The organism is Sphaerisporangium sp. NPDC051011 (genome assembly GCF_040653595.1).
In the GTDB taxonomy this organism is placed as follows: domain Bacteria; phylum Actinomycetota; class Actinomycetes; order Streptosporangiales; family Streptosporangiaceae; genus Sphaerisporangium.
In genome coordinates this window covers 13,828-29,491 of sequence record NZ_JBFAGG010000017.1, presented here as the reverse complement: position 1 = coordinate 29,491, position 15,664 = coordinate 13,828, and the positions used below count along the sequence as shown (strand labels likewise).

At 71.8% G+C, this 15,664-nt stretch carries 18 protein-coding genes; 9 read left to right on the top strand and 9 right to left on the bottom strand.

What is annotated here, in order from left to right; genetic code table 11:
• Positions 1 to 63: 63 nt before the first annotated feature.
• Together AB0H21_RS32300 and AB0H21_RS32295 are read left to right on the top strand one after the other, a co-directional pair.
• The gene (locus AB0H21_RS32300; protein WP_358524300.1) at positions 64 to 303 is read left to right on the top strand and encodes a hypothetical protein; all 240 of its coding nucleotides are present in this window, start codon (positions 64 to 66) and stop codon (positions 301 to 303) included.
• Positions 300 to 908, top strand: a complete 609-nt coding sequence (locus tag AB0H21_RS32295) for a hypothetical protein (protein WP_358524297.1) — start codon at positions 300 to 302, stop codon at positions 906 to 908. The genes AB0H21_RS32300 and AB0H21_RS32295 overlap by 4 nt, the downstream gene beginning before the upstream one ends.
• An 18-nt stretch (positions 909 to 926) precedes the next feature.
• Here AB0H21_RS32295 and AB0H21_RS32290 read toward each other — a convergent pair whose 3' ends face one another.
• Together AB0H21_RS32290 and AB0H21_RS32285 are read right to left on the bottom strand one after the other, a co-directional pair.
• Complete coding sequence (locus AB0H21_RS32290) at positions 927 to 1,163, bottom strand: hypothetical protein (RefSeq protein WP_358524295.1); 237 nt, start codon at positions 1,161 to 1,163, stop codon at positions 927 to 929.
• A 109-nt stretch (positions 1,164 to 1,272) separates the two neighbouring features.
• On the bottom strand, positions 1,273 to 1,878 hold the full coding sequence (locus AB0H21_RS32285) for a cupin domain-containing protein (protein ID WP_358524292.1): 606 nt from the start codon (positions 1,876 to 1,878) through the stop codon (positions 1,273 to 1,275).
• Positions 1,879 to 2,099: 221 nt separating this feature from the next.
• On the opposite strand from AB0H21_RS32285, the gene AB0H21_RS32280 reads away from it, so the two are divergent.
• Together AB0H21_RS32280 and AB0H21_RS32275 are read left to right on the top strand one after the other, a co-directional pair.
• Positions 2,100 to 3,638 carry an ATP-binding protein gene (locus tag AB0H21_RS32280; RefSeq protein ID WP_358524289.1) on the top strand — a complete coding sequence of 513 codons (1,539 nt, stop codon included), beginning with the start codon at positions 2,100 to 2,102 and terminating at the stop codon, positions 3,636 to 3,638.
• The gene (locus tag AB0H21_RS32275; protein ID WP_358524286.1) at positions 3,629 to 3,853 is read left to right on the top strand and encodes a hypothetical protein; all 225 of its coding nucleotides are present in this window, start codon (positions 3,629 to 3,631) and stop codon (positions 3,851 to 3,853) included. The genes AB0H21_RS32280 and AB0H21_RS32275 overlap by 10 nt, the downstream gene beginning before the upstream one ends.
• Here AB0H21_RS32275 and AB0H21_RS32270 read toward each other — a convergent pair.
• The 6 genes from AB0H21_RS32270 to AB0H21_RS32245 form a co-directional block, all read right to left on the bottom strand.
• On the bottom strand, positions 3,830 to 4,816 hold the full coding sequence (locus AB0H21_RS32270) for a xanthine dehydrogenase family protein subunit M (RefSeq protein WP_358524284.1): 987 nt from the start codon (positions 4,814 to 4,816) through the stop codon (positions 3,830 to 3,832). The two genes, AB0H21_RS32275 and AB0H21_RS32270, sit on opposite strands and share 24 nt — an antisense overlap.
• 172 nt (positions 4,817 to 4,988) lie before the next feature.
• The gene (locus AB0H21_RS32265; RefSeq protein WP_358524283.1) at positions 4,989 to 7,394 is read right to left on the bottom strand and encodes a xanthine dehydrogenase family protein molybdopterin-binding subunit; all 2,406 of its coding nucleotides are present in this window, start codon (positions 7,392 to 7,394) and stop codon (positions 4,989 to 4,991) included.
• A complete protein-coding gene (locus AB0H21_RS32260) occupies positions 7,391 to 7,873 on the bottom strand; it encodes a (2Fe-2S)-binding protein (RefSeq protein WP_358524281.1) in 483 nt (160 codons plus the stop codon). The genes AB0H21_RS32265 and AB0H21_RS32260 overlap by 4 nt, the downstream gene beginning before the upstream one ends.
• A 263-nt stretch (positions 7,874 to 8,136) precedes the next feature.
• A complete protein-coding gene (locus tag AB0H21_RS32255; protein WP_358524278.1) occupies positions 8,137 to 8,589 on the bottom strand; it encodes a nuclear transport factor 2 family protein in 453 nt (150 codons plus the stop codon).
• A gap of 85 nt (positions 8,590 to 8,674) precedes the next feature.
• Positions 8,675 to 8,851 (bottom strand): hypothetical protein, encoded by a 177-nt coding sequence (locus AB0H21_RS32250; protein ID WP_358524276.1) that lies wholly within the window; start codon positions 8,849 to 8,851, stop codon positions 8,675 to 8,677.
• On the bottom strand, positions 8,841 to 10,589 hold the full coding sequence (locus tag AB0H21_RS32245) for a PspC domain-containing protein (RefSeq protein WP_358524274.1): 1,749 nt from the start codon (positions 10,587 to 10,589) through the stop codon (positions 8,841 to 8,843). The genes AB0H21_RS32250 and AB0H21_RS32245 overlap by 11 nt, the downstream gene beginning before the upstream one ends.
• 133 nt (positions 10,590 to 10,722) lie before the next feature.
• On the opposite strand from AB0H21_RS32245, the gene AB0H21_RS32240 reads away from it, so the two are divergent.
• From AB0H21_RS32240 to AB0H21_RS32220, 5 genes are all read left to right on the top strand, one after another.
• A complete protein-coding gene (locus AB0H21_RS32240) occupies positions 10,723 to 11,913 on the top strand; it encodes a PspC domain-containing protein (RefSeq protein WP_358524271.1) in 1,191 nt (396 codons plus the stop codon).
• A gap of 37 nt (positions 11,914 to 11,950) precedes the next feature.
• Positions 11,951 to 12,583: a response regulator transcription factor gene (locus AB0H21_RS32235; protein ID WP_358524269.1), complete on the top strand. Its 633-nt coding sequence runs from the start codon at positions 11,951 to 11,953 to the stop codon at positions 12,581 to 12,583.
• Between the two features lie 7 nt (positions 12,584 to 12,590).
• Positions 12,591 to 13,331, top strand: a complete 741-nt coding sequence (locus AB0H21_RS32230) for a neutral zinc metallopeptidase (protein WP_358524267.1) — start codon at positions 12,591 to 12,593, stop codon at positions 13,329 to 13,331.
• A 219-nt stretch (positions 13,332 to 13,550) separates the two neighbouring features.
• Positions 13,551 to 13,814, top strand: a complete 264-nt coding sequence (locus tag AB0H21_RS32225; protein ID WP_358524264.1) for a WhiB family transcriptional regulator — start codon at positions 13,551 to 13,553, stop codon at positions 13,812 to 13,814.
• A complete protein-coding gene (locus AB0H21_RS32220; protein WP_358524262.1) occupies positions 13,811 to 14,758 on the top strand; it encodes a CPBP family intramembrane glutamic endopeptidase in 948 nt (315 codons plus the stop codon). The genes AB0H21_RS32225 and AB0H21_RS32220 overlap by 4 nt, the downstream gene beginning before the upstream one ends.
• An 88-nt stretch (positions 14,759 to 14,846) precedes the next feature.
• On the opposite strand, the gene AB0H21_RS32215 is transcribed toward AB0H21_RS32220, so the two are convergent.
• Entirely contained in the window at positions 14,847 to 15,578 is a 732-nt protein-coding gene (locus tag AB0H21_RS32215) for a PIG-L deacetylase family protein (RefSeq protein WP_358524590.1), read from the bottom strand.
• Positions 15,579 to 15,664 lie beyond the last annotated feature (86 nt).

Sequence of the window (15,664 nt, the reverse complement as noted above, 5' to 3'; positions counted from 1 at the left end):
GGCGGGCCACGCGCCCCCCGACTCGCTTCCGGCCCGCAGGGCCACGACGAAAGGCCACCCACGATGACCACCGACGACCCGCACGCCGGCCACGGCGATGTCACGCTCGCCCTTGCCGAGCAGCTGCCCGACGGCGGCGTGCTCTACCAGTCCTGGCCCATCTGCGCCTGCCGCCTGCCCGCGCTGCGCGAGGGCCTCGGTCCGCCCCGCCACCAGAGCCTGGCGACCCGCGAGCAGGCCGAGGCGACCGGCCGCGCTGTGCGGGAGGTCAACAGCGGCGTCAAGCTGGAGGGTGGGCAGTGACCACCCCACCCGAGGCGCTCACCCCCATCGGCGACATCAAGCCCGGCGACATCATCGCCGGGCGCGACATCGGCGGCGGGGAGCGCGACGAACCGTTCGGCGTCGTCGCCGAGGTCCAGCGCGACCCGTGGAAGGTTGTGCTGGAGCACCCCTCCTTCGTCAACGGCAGCACGCACCTGGAGGCGTCGGCGGACTGGCGGCTGTGGGTGGTCAACCTGCCGGGCCCGGCGCGGCAGCTGCTCGACCTCGCCCGCGCGCACGGCTGGCGGACCCTGGTCAACCCGGCCACGGACACCGGCGGCCATGTATTCGTTGCCGTCAAGGTGGGGCGCAGCCGGCCATGGATCCAGGTGGACATCACCTGGCACACCCGAGACACCGGCACGTTCCGCCTGTTCTCCAAGCTCTGGCGGTACGTGTCCGCCGACGGGCTCGACCGCTTCTACATCGGCGGGTCGGGCCCGGGTGACTGCGATAGAACCCAGATCCCCCGCCGTCGACGGCGGTTCCGGTGGAATACGCCGAGACCGTGGTGGCGATCGCCATCATCGCCTCGGCCTCCGAGGAGTCTGAGCGCAGAAATTAGCGGTAGGCCGAGCCCTTGACCGCCCTCGGCTGAACCGTCACCCTTCCTCGCCAGCGCGCAGGCGCTCAAGCTCGGCAACGTCTGGCAGCCGGTAGTCCGGACGCTCTATGCCGCGCGGGTCGTGGTGCTCGCGCCACATCTCGACGTCCTGGGCCTCATCCTCGGCGTCGCCAGCGGCGGCCTGTGCGTTGTGGGAGTACCACCTGGTCAGCAGGCTGATCGCCGAGGCACCCCAGATGCGGGACGAGGTCCCGGTGAAGTGGCTGATCGACAACGGCTATCTGCAGCGGATCAACTGATCGGCCCCGCCGCGGGGAGCGCGCCTCCGGCCCGCGGGCGCCGGGGCGCGCGCTCCGGCGAGGACACCGAAGGCCGGGCCCGCGTCACAGGGCCCTGAAGTCGGCGAAGTCGAAACCAGGCGACACCACGCAGCTCACCAGGACGCCCTCGTCCCCGGCGGGACGGGCGGCCTGCCACGTGCCGGCCGGGACCAGCGCCTGCGGCACCTCGCCGTTCTCGACCCCCGGGCCGAGCGTGATCGCCATCTCGTCGCCCGGCCGCTCGCCCGTACCGCCGAGCACGAGGGCGAGCGGCCCGCCCCTGTGCCACAGCCAGACCTCGTCGGAGCGGACGACGTGCCACACCGACTCCTCGCCCGGCTGGAGCAGGAAGTAGATGCCCGTCGCACTCTGGCGCACCCCGCCGTAGCCGGGCGGCTCGAAGGACGCGGCGCTCCGCCAGGTCTCGCGGAACCAGCCCCCCTCGGGGTGGGGCAGCAGGCCCAGCGCCTCGGCGACCGGGGGACGCTCCTGGACGGCGACGAAGGCGCCCGTCACGTCCCGGCGCAGGAACCGGCGACGTTCCCCGTCGACGACGATCAGCGGATCCGGCCCTGGGAAAGCCTCACCGGCGACGCGCAGCGCCTCGGCGTCGCTGAAGACCGGCACGGACGGGCCGTCGGGGTACGCGCCCAGCGTCATGAGCAGCACGGTATTGATCCTATTGGACCGCCGCCCGCCGACCATCGCCAGACCGCCTGCTGGAGGACCTCGCGCGCCGATACCTCGGGCGGCGTGGTGCGCTCCGCCCCGCTCAGCACGTCGTCGCGGGTCGGCAACCGCCTGGTGGGCATCCTCCACGGCTGCCCCAAAACCCACACCATCTACGACCAGGCAACCGCATGGTCACACCGCAACCACGACCTCGCTGCTTGACATCCAACGTCCAGGGATGTCTGACCTCAGAGTTCGAGAACCGGCGTCCCCTCCTATGTAGGATTCATCTACCTAGAAGCCATCTACATAGGAGGGGCATGGCGGGAACGGGCTTCGTCGGCCGTGGTACCGAGCTGGGCGCGCTCGCCAAACGGCTGGAACGCGTCCGCTCAAGCGGGAACGGCGCGGCGGTCACGATCCGTGGCCGCCGCCAAGTGGGAAAGTCACGGCTGGTTCAGGAGTTCTGCGACCTTGCCCGCGTGCCCTACTTCTTCTTCACCGCCACCAAAGGAATGTCTCCTGTGGAGTCGGTGGACGCCTTCTGCTCAGAACTGAGGGAGTCCCTGCTCCCTTCCGAGCCGGAGTCCGTTCCGCAGGCGAGCATGGGAAGCTGGCCTGACGCGTTCCGGATCCTCTCATCGGCACTGCCGACCGCGCCATCGATCGTGGTGGTCGATGAGCTGCCGTGGCTGGCCGAGCAGGATGAGCTGTTCGACGGCGCGCTCCAGACGGCGTGGGACAGGCTGCTGGCCACAAAGCCGGTCCTGTTGCTGCTGCTCGGCAGCGACTTGCACATGATGGAGCGTTTCACCGCCTACGATCGTCCGTTCTTCGGCAGGGCAGACGCCATGGTCCTCGGACCACTGAATCCCGCCGAGACCGCCGACGCGCTCGGCCTGACCGGCGGTGACGCCATCGACGCCTACCTGACATGTGGAGGACTGCCCGGAATACTCCGTGTCTGGCCGACCGGCACCCCTGCCCTCGACTTCATCAGGCAGGAGTGTGCCGACCCCGCCTCCCCGGTTTTCAACGTGCCCGAATCCGCCTTGCTCGCCGAGTTTCCCACGCCGGATCAGGCTCGTCGCGTTCTGGAGGCGGTCGGCAGTGGAGATAGGACGCAGGCGAACATCGCGGCGACCGCCGGCGGACGCCAAGGTGCCCTGTCGTCCGGTTCGCTTTCGCCTCTACTGCGCCGCCTGTCGGAAGAGAAACGGGTGCTGGCGATCGATGAGCCACTGTCCACGCGGCCGGGAAAACCGGCCCTGTACCGTGTCGCCGATCACAACCTGCGTCTGTATCTCGGCGTCTTCCGCGCCGCGGCCGACAGGTCGCGGCGCGGTCAGCCGGAGGCCGCGATCCGGCTCGTCGAGCGCCGATGGTGCTCCCTGCGTGGCCGTGCGGTGGAACCGGTGGTACGGGAGGCGCTGACGATGGCCGCGGTGGCCGGCCACCTTCCCTGGAGCGACGTGGAGACCGTGGGCGGATGGTGGAACCGCCGGTTCGACCCCGAGGTGGACCTGGTCGGCGCGGACCGGGCACCGATCGCCCGCCGGATCGGCTTCGCCGGTTCGATCAAATGGCTGGGAGCGGCCTTCGACCACCACGACTTCGCCAGACTCCGCGAGGCCGCCGCCCAGGTCCCCGGCCACGACTCAGGTGGACTGGTCGCGGTCTCCCTGTCGGGAGTGACACCAGGTCTGGACCTCGACCTGGCATGGGGACCCGACGACGTGATCGCTGCATGGAGATGATCGACCCGTCTCCGCCTGGCGTGAAGAAGTTCAGGAACGCTGTGGTCATGAACGAGCGCGGTGGCGGAGTCTTTCTCGCCACCGAGGAAAGGACAGCGGGACGATCATCAACGTTCACGGTGATGGGGCAGACCGTCTTTGAGGTCCAGACGCCATGGGGCGCCGCATCCCGGGGCGCCGTCGGCGATGTCCTAGGCGGCCGCAGTGGCGGATAGCAGGGCGCGGTAGGTCAGGACGCGGGCGAGGTGTCTGCGGTAGTCCGGGGTGGCGTGGAGGTCGGTGGTCGGGGAGGTGTCCTCGTCGGCGTGGGAGGCGGCCTCGCGCAGGGGGTCGGGGCGGGTCGAGCCGTTCGCGGAGGTCGAGCCGTTACGGGAGACGGGCCCGGAGATGGACGCGGGAAACGATGCCGAGGTGGAGGAGGGGACGGTGGTGGAGGCGCCGGGGGGTGCGAGTTCGGCGCCCTGGACGGCGGATTCCACGACGGTCGCGCGGAGCGGGGTCGGGCCCATGTTGGTGAGGCCGACCCGGGCCTCCTCGACGCGGCGGGTGCCCGTGGCCGACACGGAGACCTTCACGGCGGCGGCGACGCCGACGATGGCCCAGGCCTGGGCGGTGCGGTGGAACTTCTCGTAGTGGAAACCCCAGCCCTCGCCGAGCTTGGGCACGCGCACCCCGGTGAGGAGTTCGCCCGGTTCGAGCGCGGTCTCCAGGTAGTCGGTGAAGAAGTCCGCCGCCGCGACCACCCGCTCGCCCGTCGTGGAGCGCAGGACGAACTCCATGTCCAGGGCCACCGCCACGGCGGGCAGGTCCCCGGCGGGGTCGGCGTGGGCGAGGGAGCCGCCGAACGTCCCCCGGTGCCGGACGGCGGGGTCGGCGACGGTCGCCGTGGCCAGCGCCACCAGCGGGCATCCGGCGCGGACGACCGGCGAGCGGATGACCTCGTCGAGGGTGGTGGTGGCGCCGATGTGGACGTGGCCGCCCTCGTCGCGGACGCCGCGCAGCTCGGGCAGCCGTCCGACGTCGACCAGCACGCTGGGGTAGGCCAGCCGCAGCCGCAGCAGGGGCAGCAGGGACTGTCCGCCGGACAGCACCTTGGCCTCCTCGCCAGCGTCGGCCAGCACCTCGACGGCCTCGTCCACGGAGGACGCGCGCACGTAGTCGAAACTCGCCGGGATCATGACATACCTCCGCATACCGCTGGCCGTGCCTCGACAGGACGTGTCGTAGGTGGGCGGGATCCCAAGGCGCCCGGGCCGGCCGCCTCCCGGACCTGGACAGGGCGTCGCGTCGGCGGGTGGGCTCCATCCGCCGCTCGCCGCGCCCGGCGAAGGGGCTCGTGGGCCGGGGCGTTCACGAGGCGGCTCCCTGGACCGCGCGCCACACCCGTTCGGGCGTGCACGGCATCGGGACGTCGCGCACGCCGTACGGGCGCAGCGCGTCCACGACGGCGTTGACGACGGCGGGTGTGGACGCGATCGTGCCCGCCTCGCCGACGCCCTTGACCCCGAGCGGGTTGCCCGTCGCCGGGCTCTCGGTCCTGGCGGTGACGAATTCCGGCAGGTCGTCGGCGGACGGCAGCAGGTAGTCGGCCATGGTCGTGGTGAGCAGGTTGCCCTCGGAGTCGTAGACGGCCTCCTCGAACAGCGCCTGCGCGATGCCCTGGGCGAGCCCGCCGTGCACCTGGCCCTCCACGATCAGCGGGTTGATCACCTTGCCGACGTCGTCCACCGCGACGTACGACCGGATCCTCGTCGCGCCGGTCTCGGTGTCGACCTCCACGGCGCACAGGTGGGTGCCGTGGGGGAAGGAGAAGTCCTCGGGGTCGAAGGTCGCGTCGGAGTCCAGGCTCGCCTCGACGCCGTCGGGCAGGTCGTGCGCGCCGAACACGGCCAGCGCGATCTCCTGGATCGTCGTGCCCGCGTCGGTGCCGCGCACGCGGAACGTGCCGCCGGAGAACTCGATGTCCTCGGCGGACGCCTCCAGCATGTGCGCGGCGACGTGCCGCGCCTTCTCCTTGACCTTGTCGCACGCCCGCACCAGGGCGACGCCGCCGACCGCGAGCGAGCGGGAGCCGTAGGTGTCCATGCCCTTGTGGGCGACGGCCGTGTCCCCGTGCACCACCGCGACGTCCTCGAACGGCACGCCGAGCGCGTCGGCGGCGATCTGGCTCCACGCGGTCTCGTGGCCCTGGCCGTGCGGGCTGACGCCGGTCACCACCTCGACCTTGCCGGTGGGCAGCATGCGCACGGCCGCGTACTCCCAGCCGCCGGCGCCGTAGCTGAGCGAGCCGAGCACCCGGCTCGGGGCGAGTCCGCACATCTCGGTGTAGGTGGAGACGCCGATGCCGAGCTGGACGGGGTCGTGCCGGTCGCGGCGGCCGGCCTGCTCGGCCCTGAGCTCGTCGTAGCCGAACAGCGCGAGCGCCTTCTCGGTCGCGGCCTCGTAGTCGCCCGAGTCGTAGGTCATGTTCGCGACCGTGGTGTACGGGAACTCCTCGCGGGTGATCCAGTTGCGCCGCCGGACCTCGATCGGGTCCAGGCCCAGCTCGGCGGCCAGTTCGTCCATCAGCCGCTCGATGGCGAACGTCGCCTCGGGACGGCCCGCGCCGCGGTAGGCGTCGGTGGGCATCTTGGTGGTGAACACGCCCGTGCAGGTGAAGTCGTAGGCGTCCATCTTGTAGATGCCGTTGTACATGAAGGCGCCGAGGATCGGGATGCCGGGCGTGATCAGCATCAGGTAGGCGCCCATGTCGGCCAGCAGGTCGACGCGCAGTCCCCGCAGCCGCCCGTCGGCCTCGGCGGCGAGTGAGAGGCGCTGGATCTGGCCGCGGCCGTGGTGCACGGTCAGGTTGCCCTCCGACCGGGATTCGGTCCACTTGACGGGCTTGCCGAGGCGCCTGGTGAGGAGGAGCAGGAGCACCTCCTCGGCCGTGACCTGGAGCTTGGAGCCGAACCCGCCGCCGACATCGGGGGCGATCACGCGTAGTTTGTGCTCCGGGATCCCGGTCACCGTGGCGAGCATGATCCGCAGGATGTGCGGGACCTGGGTGGAGGAGTGCAGCGTGAACGCGTCGCCGTCGGTCTGCGCCACGACCGCGCGCGGTTCCATCGCCGTGGGGATCAGCCGCTGCTGGACGAACGTCCGCTCGACCACCACGGGCGCGCCGCGGAACGCCGCGTCGATGTCGCCGGTGCCGAACTTCCAGACGTACGCGCGGTTGCCCTCCTCGTGGACGCGGGGCGCGCCGTCTTCGAGGGCGGCGTTCATGTCGAGCACGGAGGGGAGCGGCTCGTAGTCGATCTCGATGGACTCGAGCGCGTCGTACGCCCGGTACCGGTCGGTGGCGACGACGCAGGCCACGGCCTCGCCGGCGTACCGGACCTCGTCCACCGCCATGGGCGGGTGCGCGGGGACGACGATGTCCTCGGTGACGGGCCACGCGCACGGCAGGCTGCCCTGTTCGCCGGCGAGGTCGCGGCCGGTGAACGCGGCCACGACGCCGGGCCTGTGCCGGGCGGGGGAGGCGTCCACGCGGGTGATGCGGGCGTGCGCCATCGGGCTGCGCAGGAACGCGACGTACAGCATGCCGGGGAGCTGGATGTTGTCGGTCCACCGTGTGCGCCCGGTCACCAGCCGGGCGTCCTCCTTGCGCCTGCGCGCCGCGCCGACCTCGTGGGCGTCCCGCGCGGGTTCGCCGGGCTCTCCGCTCTCGGCGATCCGCCGGGCGGCGATTCCGTCGTCGAGTTCCTCGGTCACGTCGTCACCTCCTGGTCGCCCATGGCCCGCGCGCCGCGCCGTACGGCCTTGACGATGTTGGAGTAGCCCGTGCAGCGGCACAGGTTGCCCTCCAGGCCGTGGCGGATCGCCTCGTCGGAGGGGTCGGGGTCGTCCTTGAGCAGGTCGATCGCGGCCATGATCATGCCGGGGGTGCAGTACCCGCACTGGAGGGCGTGCTCCTCGTGGAAGGCGCGCTGCATGGGGTGCCAGGTGGCGCCGTCGGCCAGGCCCTCGATGGTGAGGAGGTCGCTGCCGTCGGCCTGCACGGCGAGGACGGAGCAGCTCTTCACGCTCCTACCGTCCATCATGATCGTGCAGGCGCCGCAGTTGCTCGTGTCGCAGCCGATCGGGGTGCCGATCTTGCCGAGCCGGTCGCGCAGCAGGTGGACGAGGAGCAGGCGTGGCTCCACCTCCTCCTCGTGCACGACGCCGTCGACCGTGACGGTGATGCGGGTCATCGCTCCTCCAAGCACGCGGGCCGGACGTCCATCGCCGTGCGCCGGACTGTGCGCCCCTCGCGGGAGGCGGCCCGCCGTGGGGTGCCCAGAGGTCACATGGTGGCGAGCGCACTGACGGTGAGAGATTCGACGTTGTGAGAGCCGACAAAGCGAACGTACGCCCCTGAGGTGCACGGTCAACCCCCAGGGCCGGAGGGCGCGGCCGTCCGGCCAGGTCGCTTCCGTATCGTCCCGTCGGGGGCGGTCGCTCCACGATGGGGCGGTCATTCGAGGGGGAACGGCCGGCCCAGTTCCGCCGGTGGCCGGGAGCCGAAGACGCGGCGGTCGGCCTCCGCGATCGGCAGATCGTTGATGCTGGCCTCGCGCCGCCGCATCAGGCCCGCCTCGTCGAACTCCCACAGCTCGTTGCCGTAGCTGCGCCACCACTGGCCGTCCGTGTCATGGCACTCGTACTGGAACCGGACGGCGATGCGGTCGCCGGTGAAGGCCCACAGCTCCTTGCGCAGCGCGTAGTCCAGCTCCCTGGCCCACTTGCGGGTGAGGAACCGGGTGATCTCCTCGCGGCCGGTCATGAACTCCGACCGGTTGCGCCACACCGAGTCCGGTGTGTACGCGAGGGCCACCTGGTGTGGATCCCGGGTGTTCCACGCGTCCTCCGCCGCCTGGACCTTCGCCCGCGCGGACTCTTCGGTGAACGGCGGCGTGATCGAGGCCATCGTGGATCCTCCCAGGTCAGGTGGGTCATGGCCCTGGGCATACCCACGTGCGCGGCGTCCTTCCCGGGGCCGCGGGGAGGGATCGTCAGCGCTTGCGGACCGCCTTGGCGATGATCGCCACGAACCCGGCGAAACCCAGTCCGACCAGCAGGATCAGCGCCATGAGCAGCATGTCCGGCGGTGGCCCGGAGAGGTAGCGGATGCCGACGCCCACGAACAGTAGGCCGCAGAGCAGCGACAGCCAGTCGGTCTTATGCCGCACGGCGCACCTCGACGTCGCCGATGCCGGCCTTGACGTGCAGCTCGATCACGGCGGGGGTGCCCTCGGGGGGCACGTCCGGCTCAAGGATCTTGTCGTGTTGGACGTCCGTGCCGCCCTGCACGGCGTGCTCGATCTTGACGTCGCCGAGCCTGGCGTAGCCGTACACCTCGACGCGCGCCGTGGCCGGGACGATCACCTTCAGCTCGCCGATCGACACCGAGGCCTCGAAGCGCGTGCGCGACCCGGGGGCGAACTTGGTGTCGCGCAGGTCGAGCGTGCCGTCGCCGATGCCCACCGTGTAGGCGCGGACGGCCTGGGAGCTGTCCAGCGGCTCCCATGTGTAGCTGCCGATCTTCTTCGGAATACCGTTCACCGTCGACCCCGCCACCAGGACAATTGACATCAATGTGCCGGTCGCCACGAGGCCCGCGCCCCGGCCGAACCACGTCGCCATCAGGAGCCCGGCGCCGATCGTGATGAGCACGGCTGCGCCCACCACGGGAAAGTTGAGCGTGCTGGAGGACGACTGCGTGGCGACCATGATCCCTCCGACCACGAAAGCGGCGAATACCGTTATGCCGCCGATGAAAGATTTCGGGCGCTTGGGCCGGGCCGGGGCCGTCGCGGCGCGCCTGGTGTAGGCCCAATCGTGCGGCTCGTACGCCTGCGGCGGGCCGTACGTGCTGCGGGAACCGTAGGGGCTCTGAGAGCTGTAGGGGCTCTGGGAACCGTAGGTGCTCTGGGAACTGTACGAGCTCTGGGAACCGTAGGAGCTCTGAGAGCTGTACGGGCCGTGCGGGGCGAAGGGCTCGCCCGAGGAGTCGAACCCGCCGGGACGGGCCTCGCGGGCCATGTCGGACAGGCGGCGGTACTCAGGCTGAGGCTGGTACGCCTCTCGCGCGCCGGGGGCGGCCTGCCGTGGGTCGGCGGGCGCGTCCGAAGGCGGCGGAGAGCCTGCGGGGGCGTCCTCGGGCGGGTCCACGGGCCGGTTCACGGGCGGGTCCACGGGCCGGTTCACGGGCCGGTTCACGGGCGGGTCCACGGGCTGGTCCACGGGAGCGTCCGCCGGGGTGGCGCCGTGCGCCTGCTCAGGCTGCCCGGACCTCTGCCCGAAGGTCCGCCCGAGGGTCTGACCGAGGTTCTGCGTGAAGTTCTGCGTGAAGGTCTGCGCGTTCTGCGCGAGGTTCTGCGCGACGGTCTGGGCGTACGCGCCCGGGTCCTGCGGGCCGTGCGCCCAGGGCCCCGGCACCGGCTCGACGCCGGGTCTGCCCTTCACCCGCTCGGGCAGGCTCTTGGTCATGGCCAGCAGGTCGACGCCCCGCCCGTGCGCCGCGAGCAGCGCGATGGCGAGCAGGGTGCCGACGGCGATGGTCGAGGTGCCGATGCCGTCCGCCGCGACGTTGATCACGACGCCGAGCGCCAGGATCGCGGCGAGGATCGCCATGACGGTCTCGGCGTCGAAGATGCGGCGGCTCCACTGCTCGACGTAGCCGGGGCCGCCGTTGGTGTTCTTCATGAGCAGGAAGGCAGCGACGTACAAAATGATGCCGATGCCGGACCCGACGACCAGCACGGCGAAGCCCACCCGGAAGATCACCGGGTCCATCCGCACGTAGCGGCCGAGCCCGGCGCACACCCCTGTGAGCATCCGTCCCTCGTCGCTACGCTGGAGCACGCGTCGCTCGTCCGGGGCCTCCCCCGTCTCGTGCGTCGTGCCGGCACCGCCTGCTTCGGTCATGGAACCATCGTGGCCGCCGCCACCTCCGGCTCACCATCCGGGGAACCCCTGACTCGTCCCGGACCTCTCAGGGCATGAGTCAGGGAGCGCCCTGATGCGTGCCGGGCCTTCCACATGTGACGATGCTCGAGAGATGTCTGAGACCCCCACCCTTCCCGAGGCCTACCCTCGCCTGATCCGCCCGCTGCGCGGCCGGGTCGTCGCGGGCGTCGCCCAAGGGGCCGCCGCCCAGCTCAACCTGGACCCTGTCGTGCTGCGGCTCGCGTTCGTGCTGCTCAGCGTGCTGGACGGGCTGGGCGTCCTGGCGTACGCCGCGCTGTGGATGTTCACGCCGCGCGAGCCGCTTCCCGCCGGGGAGCCGCCGAGCCGCGACTGGGCCCAGGCGACCGCGTACGGCGTGCTCGGCATCGCCCTGACGTCCTTCGGCTGGCTCACGGGCGCGTCCACCGGCGGGGTCGGCACCTGGTCGATCGCCGTGGGCGGCATCGGCGCGCTGATCCTCTGGCAGCAGGCCGACCCCGGCCGCCGCCAGCGCTGGATGACCGACGCGGTCCGGCAGGTGCGCAGGTCCTGGATCCGCACGGGCATCGGCCTGGTGCTGGTCGTGATCGGCGCGATCGGCTTCCTGGCCGCGCAGGGCAAGCTGGCCGAGGCCCGCCCGGGGCTGGTGTTCACGGCCGTCGTCGTCGGGGGCATCGGGCTGATCGCCGCGCCCTGGCTGACCGGCCTGTGGAAGGAGCTCCAGAAGGAGCGCAGGGAGCGCATCCGCCAGGAGGAGCGCGCCGAGATGGCCGCGCACGTCCACGACTCCGTCCTGCACACGCTCACGCTGATCCAGCGCAGCGCGCACGACCCGTTCGAGGTCACGCGCCTGGCCCGATCGCAGGAGCGCGAGCTGCGCAACTGGCTGTACCAGCCCAAGTCCGACGCCGACGCGACGATCGCGGCGGCCGTGCGCCGGGCGGCGGCCGAGATCGAGGACGAGCACGGCATCCCCATCGAGATCGTCTGCGTGGGCGACTGCGACCTGGACGACGGGCTGCGCGCGATGTTGCAGGCGGCCCGGCAGGCGATGGTCAACGCGGCGAAATACGCTGAGGCGCCGGTCATCTCCGTCTATGTCGAGGTGGAGGCGGAGGAGGTCACCGTGTTCGTCAGGGATCGCGGCAAGGGGTTCAACATGGACGACGTTCCCGACGACCGCATGGGCATCCGCCAGTCGATCATCGGCCGCATGGAGCGGCACGGCGGCAGCGCGCGGGTGAAGACCGAGCCCGGCGACGGGACCGAGGTAATGCTGACGATGAAGCGGGAGAAATCGTGATCTGCGATCCGACCCGGTGTGCGAGGGAGCTGTGACGATGGTCAAGGTACTGATCGTGGACGACCACCGGCTCTTCCGGTCCGGCGTGCGCGCCGAGCTGGGCCCGCAGATCGAGGTGGTCGGCGAGGCCGAGGACGTCGAGTCGGCCGTCGTCGCCATCGAATCCCTCAAGCCCGACGTGGTCCTGCTCGACGTCCACATGCCCGGGGGCGGCGGCCAGGAGGTCCTGCGCCGGGTGCTCGGCTCGGGGGCGCAGGTCCGTTTCCTCGCGCTGTCGGTGTCCGACGCCGCCGAGGACGTCATCGGGGTGATCCGCGGCGGCGCGCGTGGCTACGTCACCAAGACGATCAGCGGCAGGGAGCTGACCGACGCGATCGTCCGGGTCTCGGAGGGCGACGCGGTGTTCTCGCCGCGGCTGGCCGGGTTCGTGCTGGACGCTTTCGCCTCGACCGAGGCGCCGTCGATCGACCCCGAGCTGGACTCGCTGACCTCGCGTGAGCGGGAGGTGCTGCGGCTGATCGCCCGGGGGTACGCCTACAAGGAGATCGCCAAGGAACTCTTCATCTCGGTGAAGACGGTCGAGACCCACGTCTCGTCCGTCCTGCGCAAACTTCAGCTCTCCAACCGCCACGAGCTGTCTCGCTGGGCTACGGCGCGGCGTCTCGTGTAAGTCTCGTGTGAGTCCGGCGCGCGGGCGTGGCGGGTCCGCCAGGATGGGATATGTGAAGCACCGCACCCTCCTCCCGTTTCTCCCGTTATTTCTGGCCGCGCTGCTCGCCTCGGGCTGCGGCTCCGCCGTCCAGGAATCCGGCCCCGGCGGGGACGCCGAGCCCGCCCCCGCGTCCTCCTCGCCGAGCAGCTCCTTCGGGCAGAACTTCGAGGAGGACGTGCAGCTCGCGCGCACCCTCACCGAGCGGTTCTGGCAGGGGAGGTTCGAGGCCGCGGGCCGCGTCTACCGGCCGATCGAGGCCTTCGAGGCGTACTCCGGTGAGGGCGGCCCGGCCTGCGGTGACCAGCCGGCCGTGCCCGAGAACGCCTTCTACTGCCCGCTCGGGCACTTCGTCGCCTACGACGAGGCGTGGATGCGCAAGCTGTACGAGAACGGCGGCGACGGCGCGGTGTACGTGATCATCCCGCACGAGCTGGGACACGCCGTCCAGGCTCAGCTCATGAGCGACTTCACCCTCAACGTCCAGCGCGAGCTCCAGGCCGACTGCTACGCCGGGGGCGCGCTGTCCGGCATGATCGACGCCGGGCAGATCGAGGCCGAGCCGGGCGACGACGAGGAACTGCTCGCCAACCTCGCCGCCGCGGGCGACCCGACCGACGAGTGGCTGCGGCCCGACGCCCACGGCACCCCCGCCCAGCGGCAGCAGTCCTTCGCCAACGGCTTCAACAACGGCGTTGACGCGTGCTGAAGTGTGCCCGGCCTACACCGCGACGGTGAGCCGCGACCGGGCCCGGCTACTCCTGGCGGCGCGGACCGGCTAATCCTGAGGACGGATGTGCCGCGCCCGGCGGGCCCGTAGTCTGGCGGTCTGGCAGGCGGCCCCGCACCCGGGGGCCAAGGGGGTCGGCAGGGGAGACGACGCACGCGGGGGCCACCAGCGGGGGCCGCGCGGGCCGGGAGGTGGTTCATGGATACGCGGGCCGCTCGCGAGGCGGGCTGGGCGAGCAGAGGGGCGTGCCGGGCGGCCGATCCCGAGCTGTTCTTCCCCGACGCGCCGTTCCCCGAGCAGGAGGCGAAGGCCAAGGCCGTGTGCGCCTCGTGCCCGGTCATCCTCGAATGCCGGGCCTACGCCGTGCGCGCGGGCGAGCGCGAGGGCATCTGGGGCGGCCTGACCACGGCCGAGCGCCGCAGCCTGCGCTTCCCCCCGGGCTGGGGCCGGCGAGCCTCGTGACCGATTCCCTTCTCGGGCGCGTCGCCGCCCCGCGCCTGGAGACCGGTGCCCGCGTCATGCCCGCTGACCTTCTCAGCGTCCTCGCGCCGCGCCTGGAGACCGGCGCCCGGCTCACGCCCGCCCTCAAGACCGATTCCGCCTTCGCGCGGGTCGTGGTGCCGGGTGTGGGTGTGCTGGTGGCGGCCAACGTGCTGAACAACCGGGTCGCGCGGCGCCTGGCGCCCCTGACCTCGGCCGTGGCCGCGGGCACGCTGGTGGCGCTGGCCCGGCGCGCGGGCCTCACCTGGCAGGAGATGGGCTTCACCGACCCCACCCGGGGCGCGAAGATCGGCGGCGTGCTGGCCGCCGCCGTCGCCGTCGTCTACACGGCCGGGGTCCTGACCCCGCGTACCCGCCCCCTGTTCCTGGACGAGCGCGCGCTGCGGCTCTCCCGGGCCCGCCTGGCCGAGGAGGTCCTGGTCCAGGTGCCGCTGGGCACCGTCCTGCTGGAGGAGGTCGCGTTCCGCGGGGTGCTGCCCGCCGCGCTGCGCCGCGTCTGCGGCCCGGTGGCGTCCGTCGCGGGCGCCTCGGCGCTGTTCGGGCTGTGGCACGTCCTGCCCTCGCTGGACATGGCGTCCGCCAACCCCTCCCTCGGCCGGCTCGCCTCGGGCGAGGCGGGTTCCGCGCGGCCCGGGGCGGGTTCCGTGGGGTCTGAGGCGGGTTCCGCGCGGCAGGGAGCGGGGGCGGTCCGCGTCGTCGCCGGGTCGGTCGCCGCCACGGGCCTGGCCGGGGTGGCGTTCCACGAGTTGCGCCGGCGCGGCGGACTGCTCGCGCCGGCGCTGCTGCACCTGGCCACCAACACGCTGGGGTACGTCGCCGGACGGGCCGCGCGCCGGCTCGCCCGCGCCGGGGCGGCTGTGCCTATTGCCGCGCCTCCGGCACGGCGGTCCGGGGCGCTCTTTTAGGCGGCGTTCTTCCGTCGTCACTCGGAAGGGGCTCGTTCCTCACCCCTTCCTCCCTCCTCCTCCAGAACACCGCCGCGCCCCGAACAGGTCAGCCGGTGGGGACGACCAGGAAGCCCTCGGCGTAGCGGCCCTCGGGAAGGCCCGCCGCCTTGGCGTTGGCCGCCAGGAAGCCCCGGACGAACTGCTCGATGCCGTCGGCGACGTGCGCGGTCTGGCTGACGTGCGCCCGCAGGGCGGCGATCTTGCGGTCGACGGTCTCGGTGATGTCGACGTAGTGGTCGCCGTTCTGCCCGCCCGTCAGCCACACCTCCTTGACCGACCACGCCTCCAGGCCCTCGTCGTTCAGCAGTTCGGGGAAGGCGTACGGGTTGCGCGCGTCGGGGTAGACCGCGTCCAGCGTGGCGCCGCCGACGGCGCGGTGGTCGGGGTGGCTCGGCTGGATCCGGGCGTAGTTGCGTTCGGGGCTCGAGGTGATCACCCGGTCGGGACGCACCTGGCGGATCACCCGCGCGATGTCGCGGCGCAGGCCCAGGGTCTGCTCGACGGTGCCGTCGTGGTAGCCGAGGAACCGCAGATCGCTGACGCCCACCCGCTTGGCGGCCTCCGTCTGCTCGGCGCGCCGCAGTTCGGCCATGCCGCCGTTGTCCAGCTCGCGGTCGAAGCCGCCCGCGTCGCCGTCGGTCACCACGCAGTACACGACGCGGATCCCCTTGTCGGTGAACGTGGCCACCGTCCCGGCAGCGCCGAAGTCCACGTCGTCGGGGTGAGCGGTCACCACGAGAACGGTGCTGACCTCGGCATCGTCAAGTGCGGTCACGATGATCCTCCTACGTTCGCTACGCCGGTCACAAACGGCATCAACCCGATATTTCCAGCGTCTCGCATGAGCGCAGGCACTATCGAGCC

Coding starts and splice junctions, on each gene's coding strand:
- AB0H21_RS32225 (WP_358524264.1), top strand. CDS start 13,551: ATGGATACGCGGGCCGCTCGCGAGGCGGGCTGGGCGAGCAGAGGGGCG.
- AB0H21_RS32235 (WP_358524269.1), top strand. CDS start 11,951: ATGGTCAAGGTACTGATCGTGGACGACCACCGGCTCTTCCGGTCCGGC.
- AB0H21_RS32300 (WP_358524300.1), top strand. CDS start 64: ATGACCACCGACGACCCGCACGCCGGCCACGGCGATGTCACGCTCGCC.
- AB0H21_RS32240 (WP_358524271.1), top strand. CDS start 10,723: ATGTCTGAGACCCCCACCCTTCCCGAGGCCTACCCTCGCCTGATCCGC.
- AB0H21_RS32255 (WP_358524278.1), bottom strand. CDS start 8,589: ATGGCCTCGATCACGCCGCCGTTCACCGAAGAGTCCGCGCGGGCGAAG.
- AB0H21_RS32275 (WP_358524286.1), top strand. CDS start 3,629: ATGGAGATGATCGACCCGTCTCCGCCTGGCGTGAAGAAGTTCAGGAAC.
- AB0H21_RS32245 (WP_358524274.1), bottom strand. CDS start 10,589: ATGACCGAAGCAGGCGGTGCCGGCACGACGCACGAGACGGGGGAGGCC.
- AB0H21_RS32270 (WP_358524284.1), bottom strand. CDS start 4,816: ATGATCCCGGCGAGTTTCGACTACGTGCGCGCGTCCTCCGTGGACGAG.
- AB0H21_RS32260 (WP_358524281.1), bottom strand. CDS start 7,873: ATGACCCGCATCACCGTCACGGTCGACGGCGTCGTGCACGAGGAGGAG.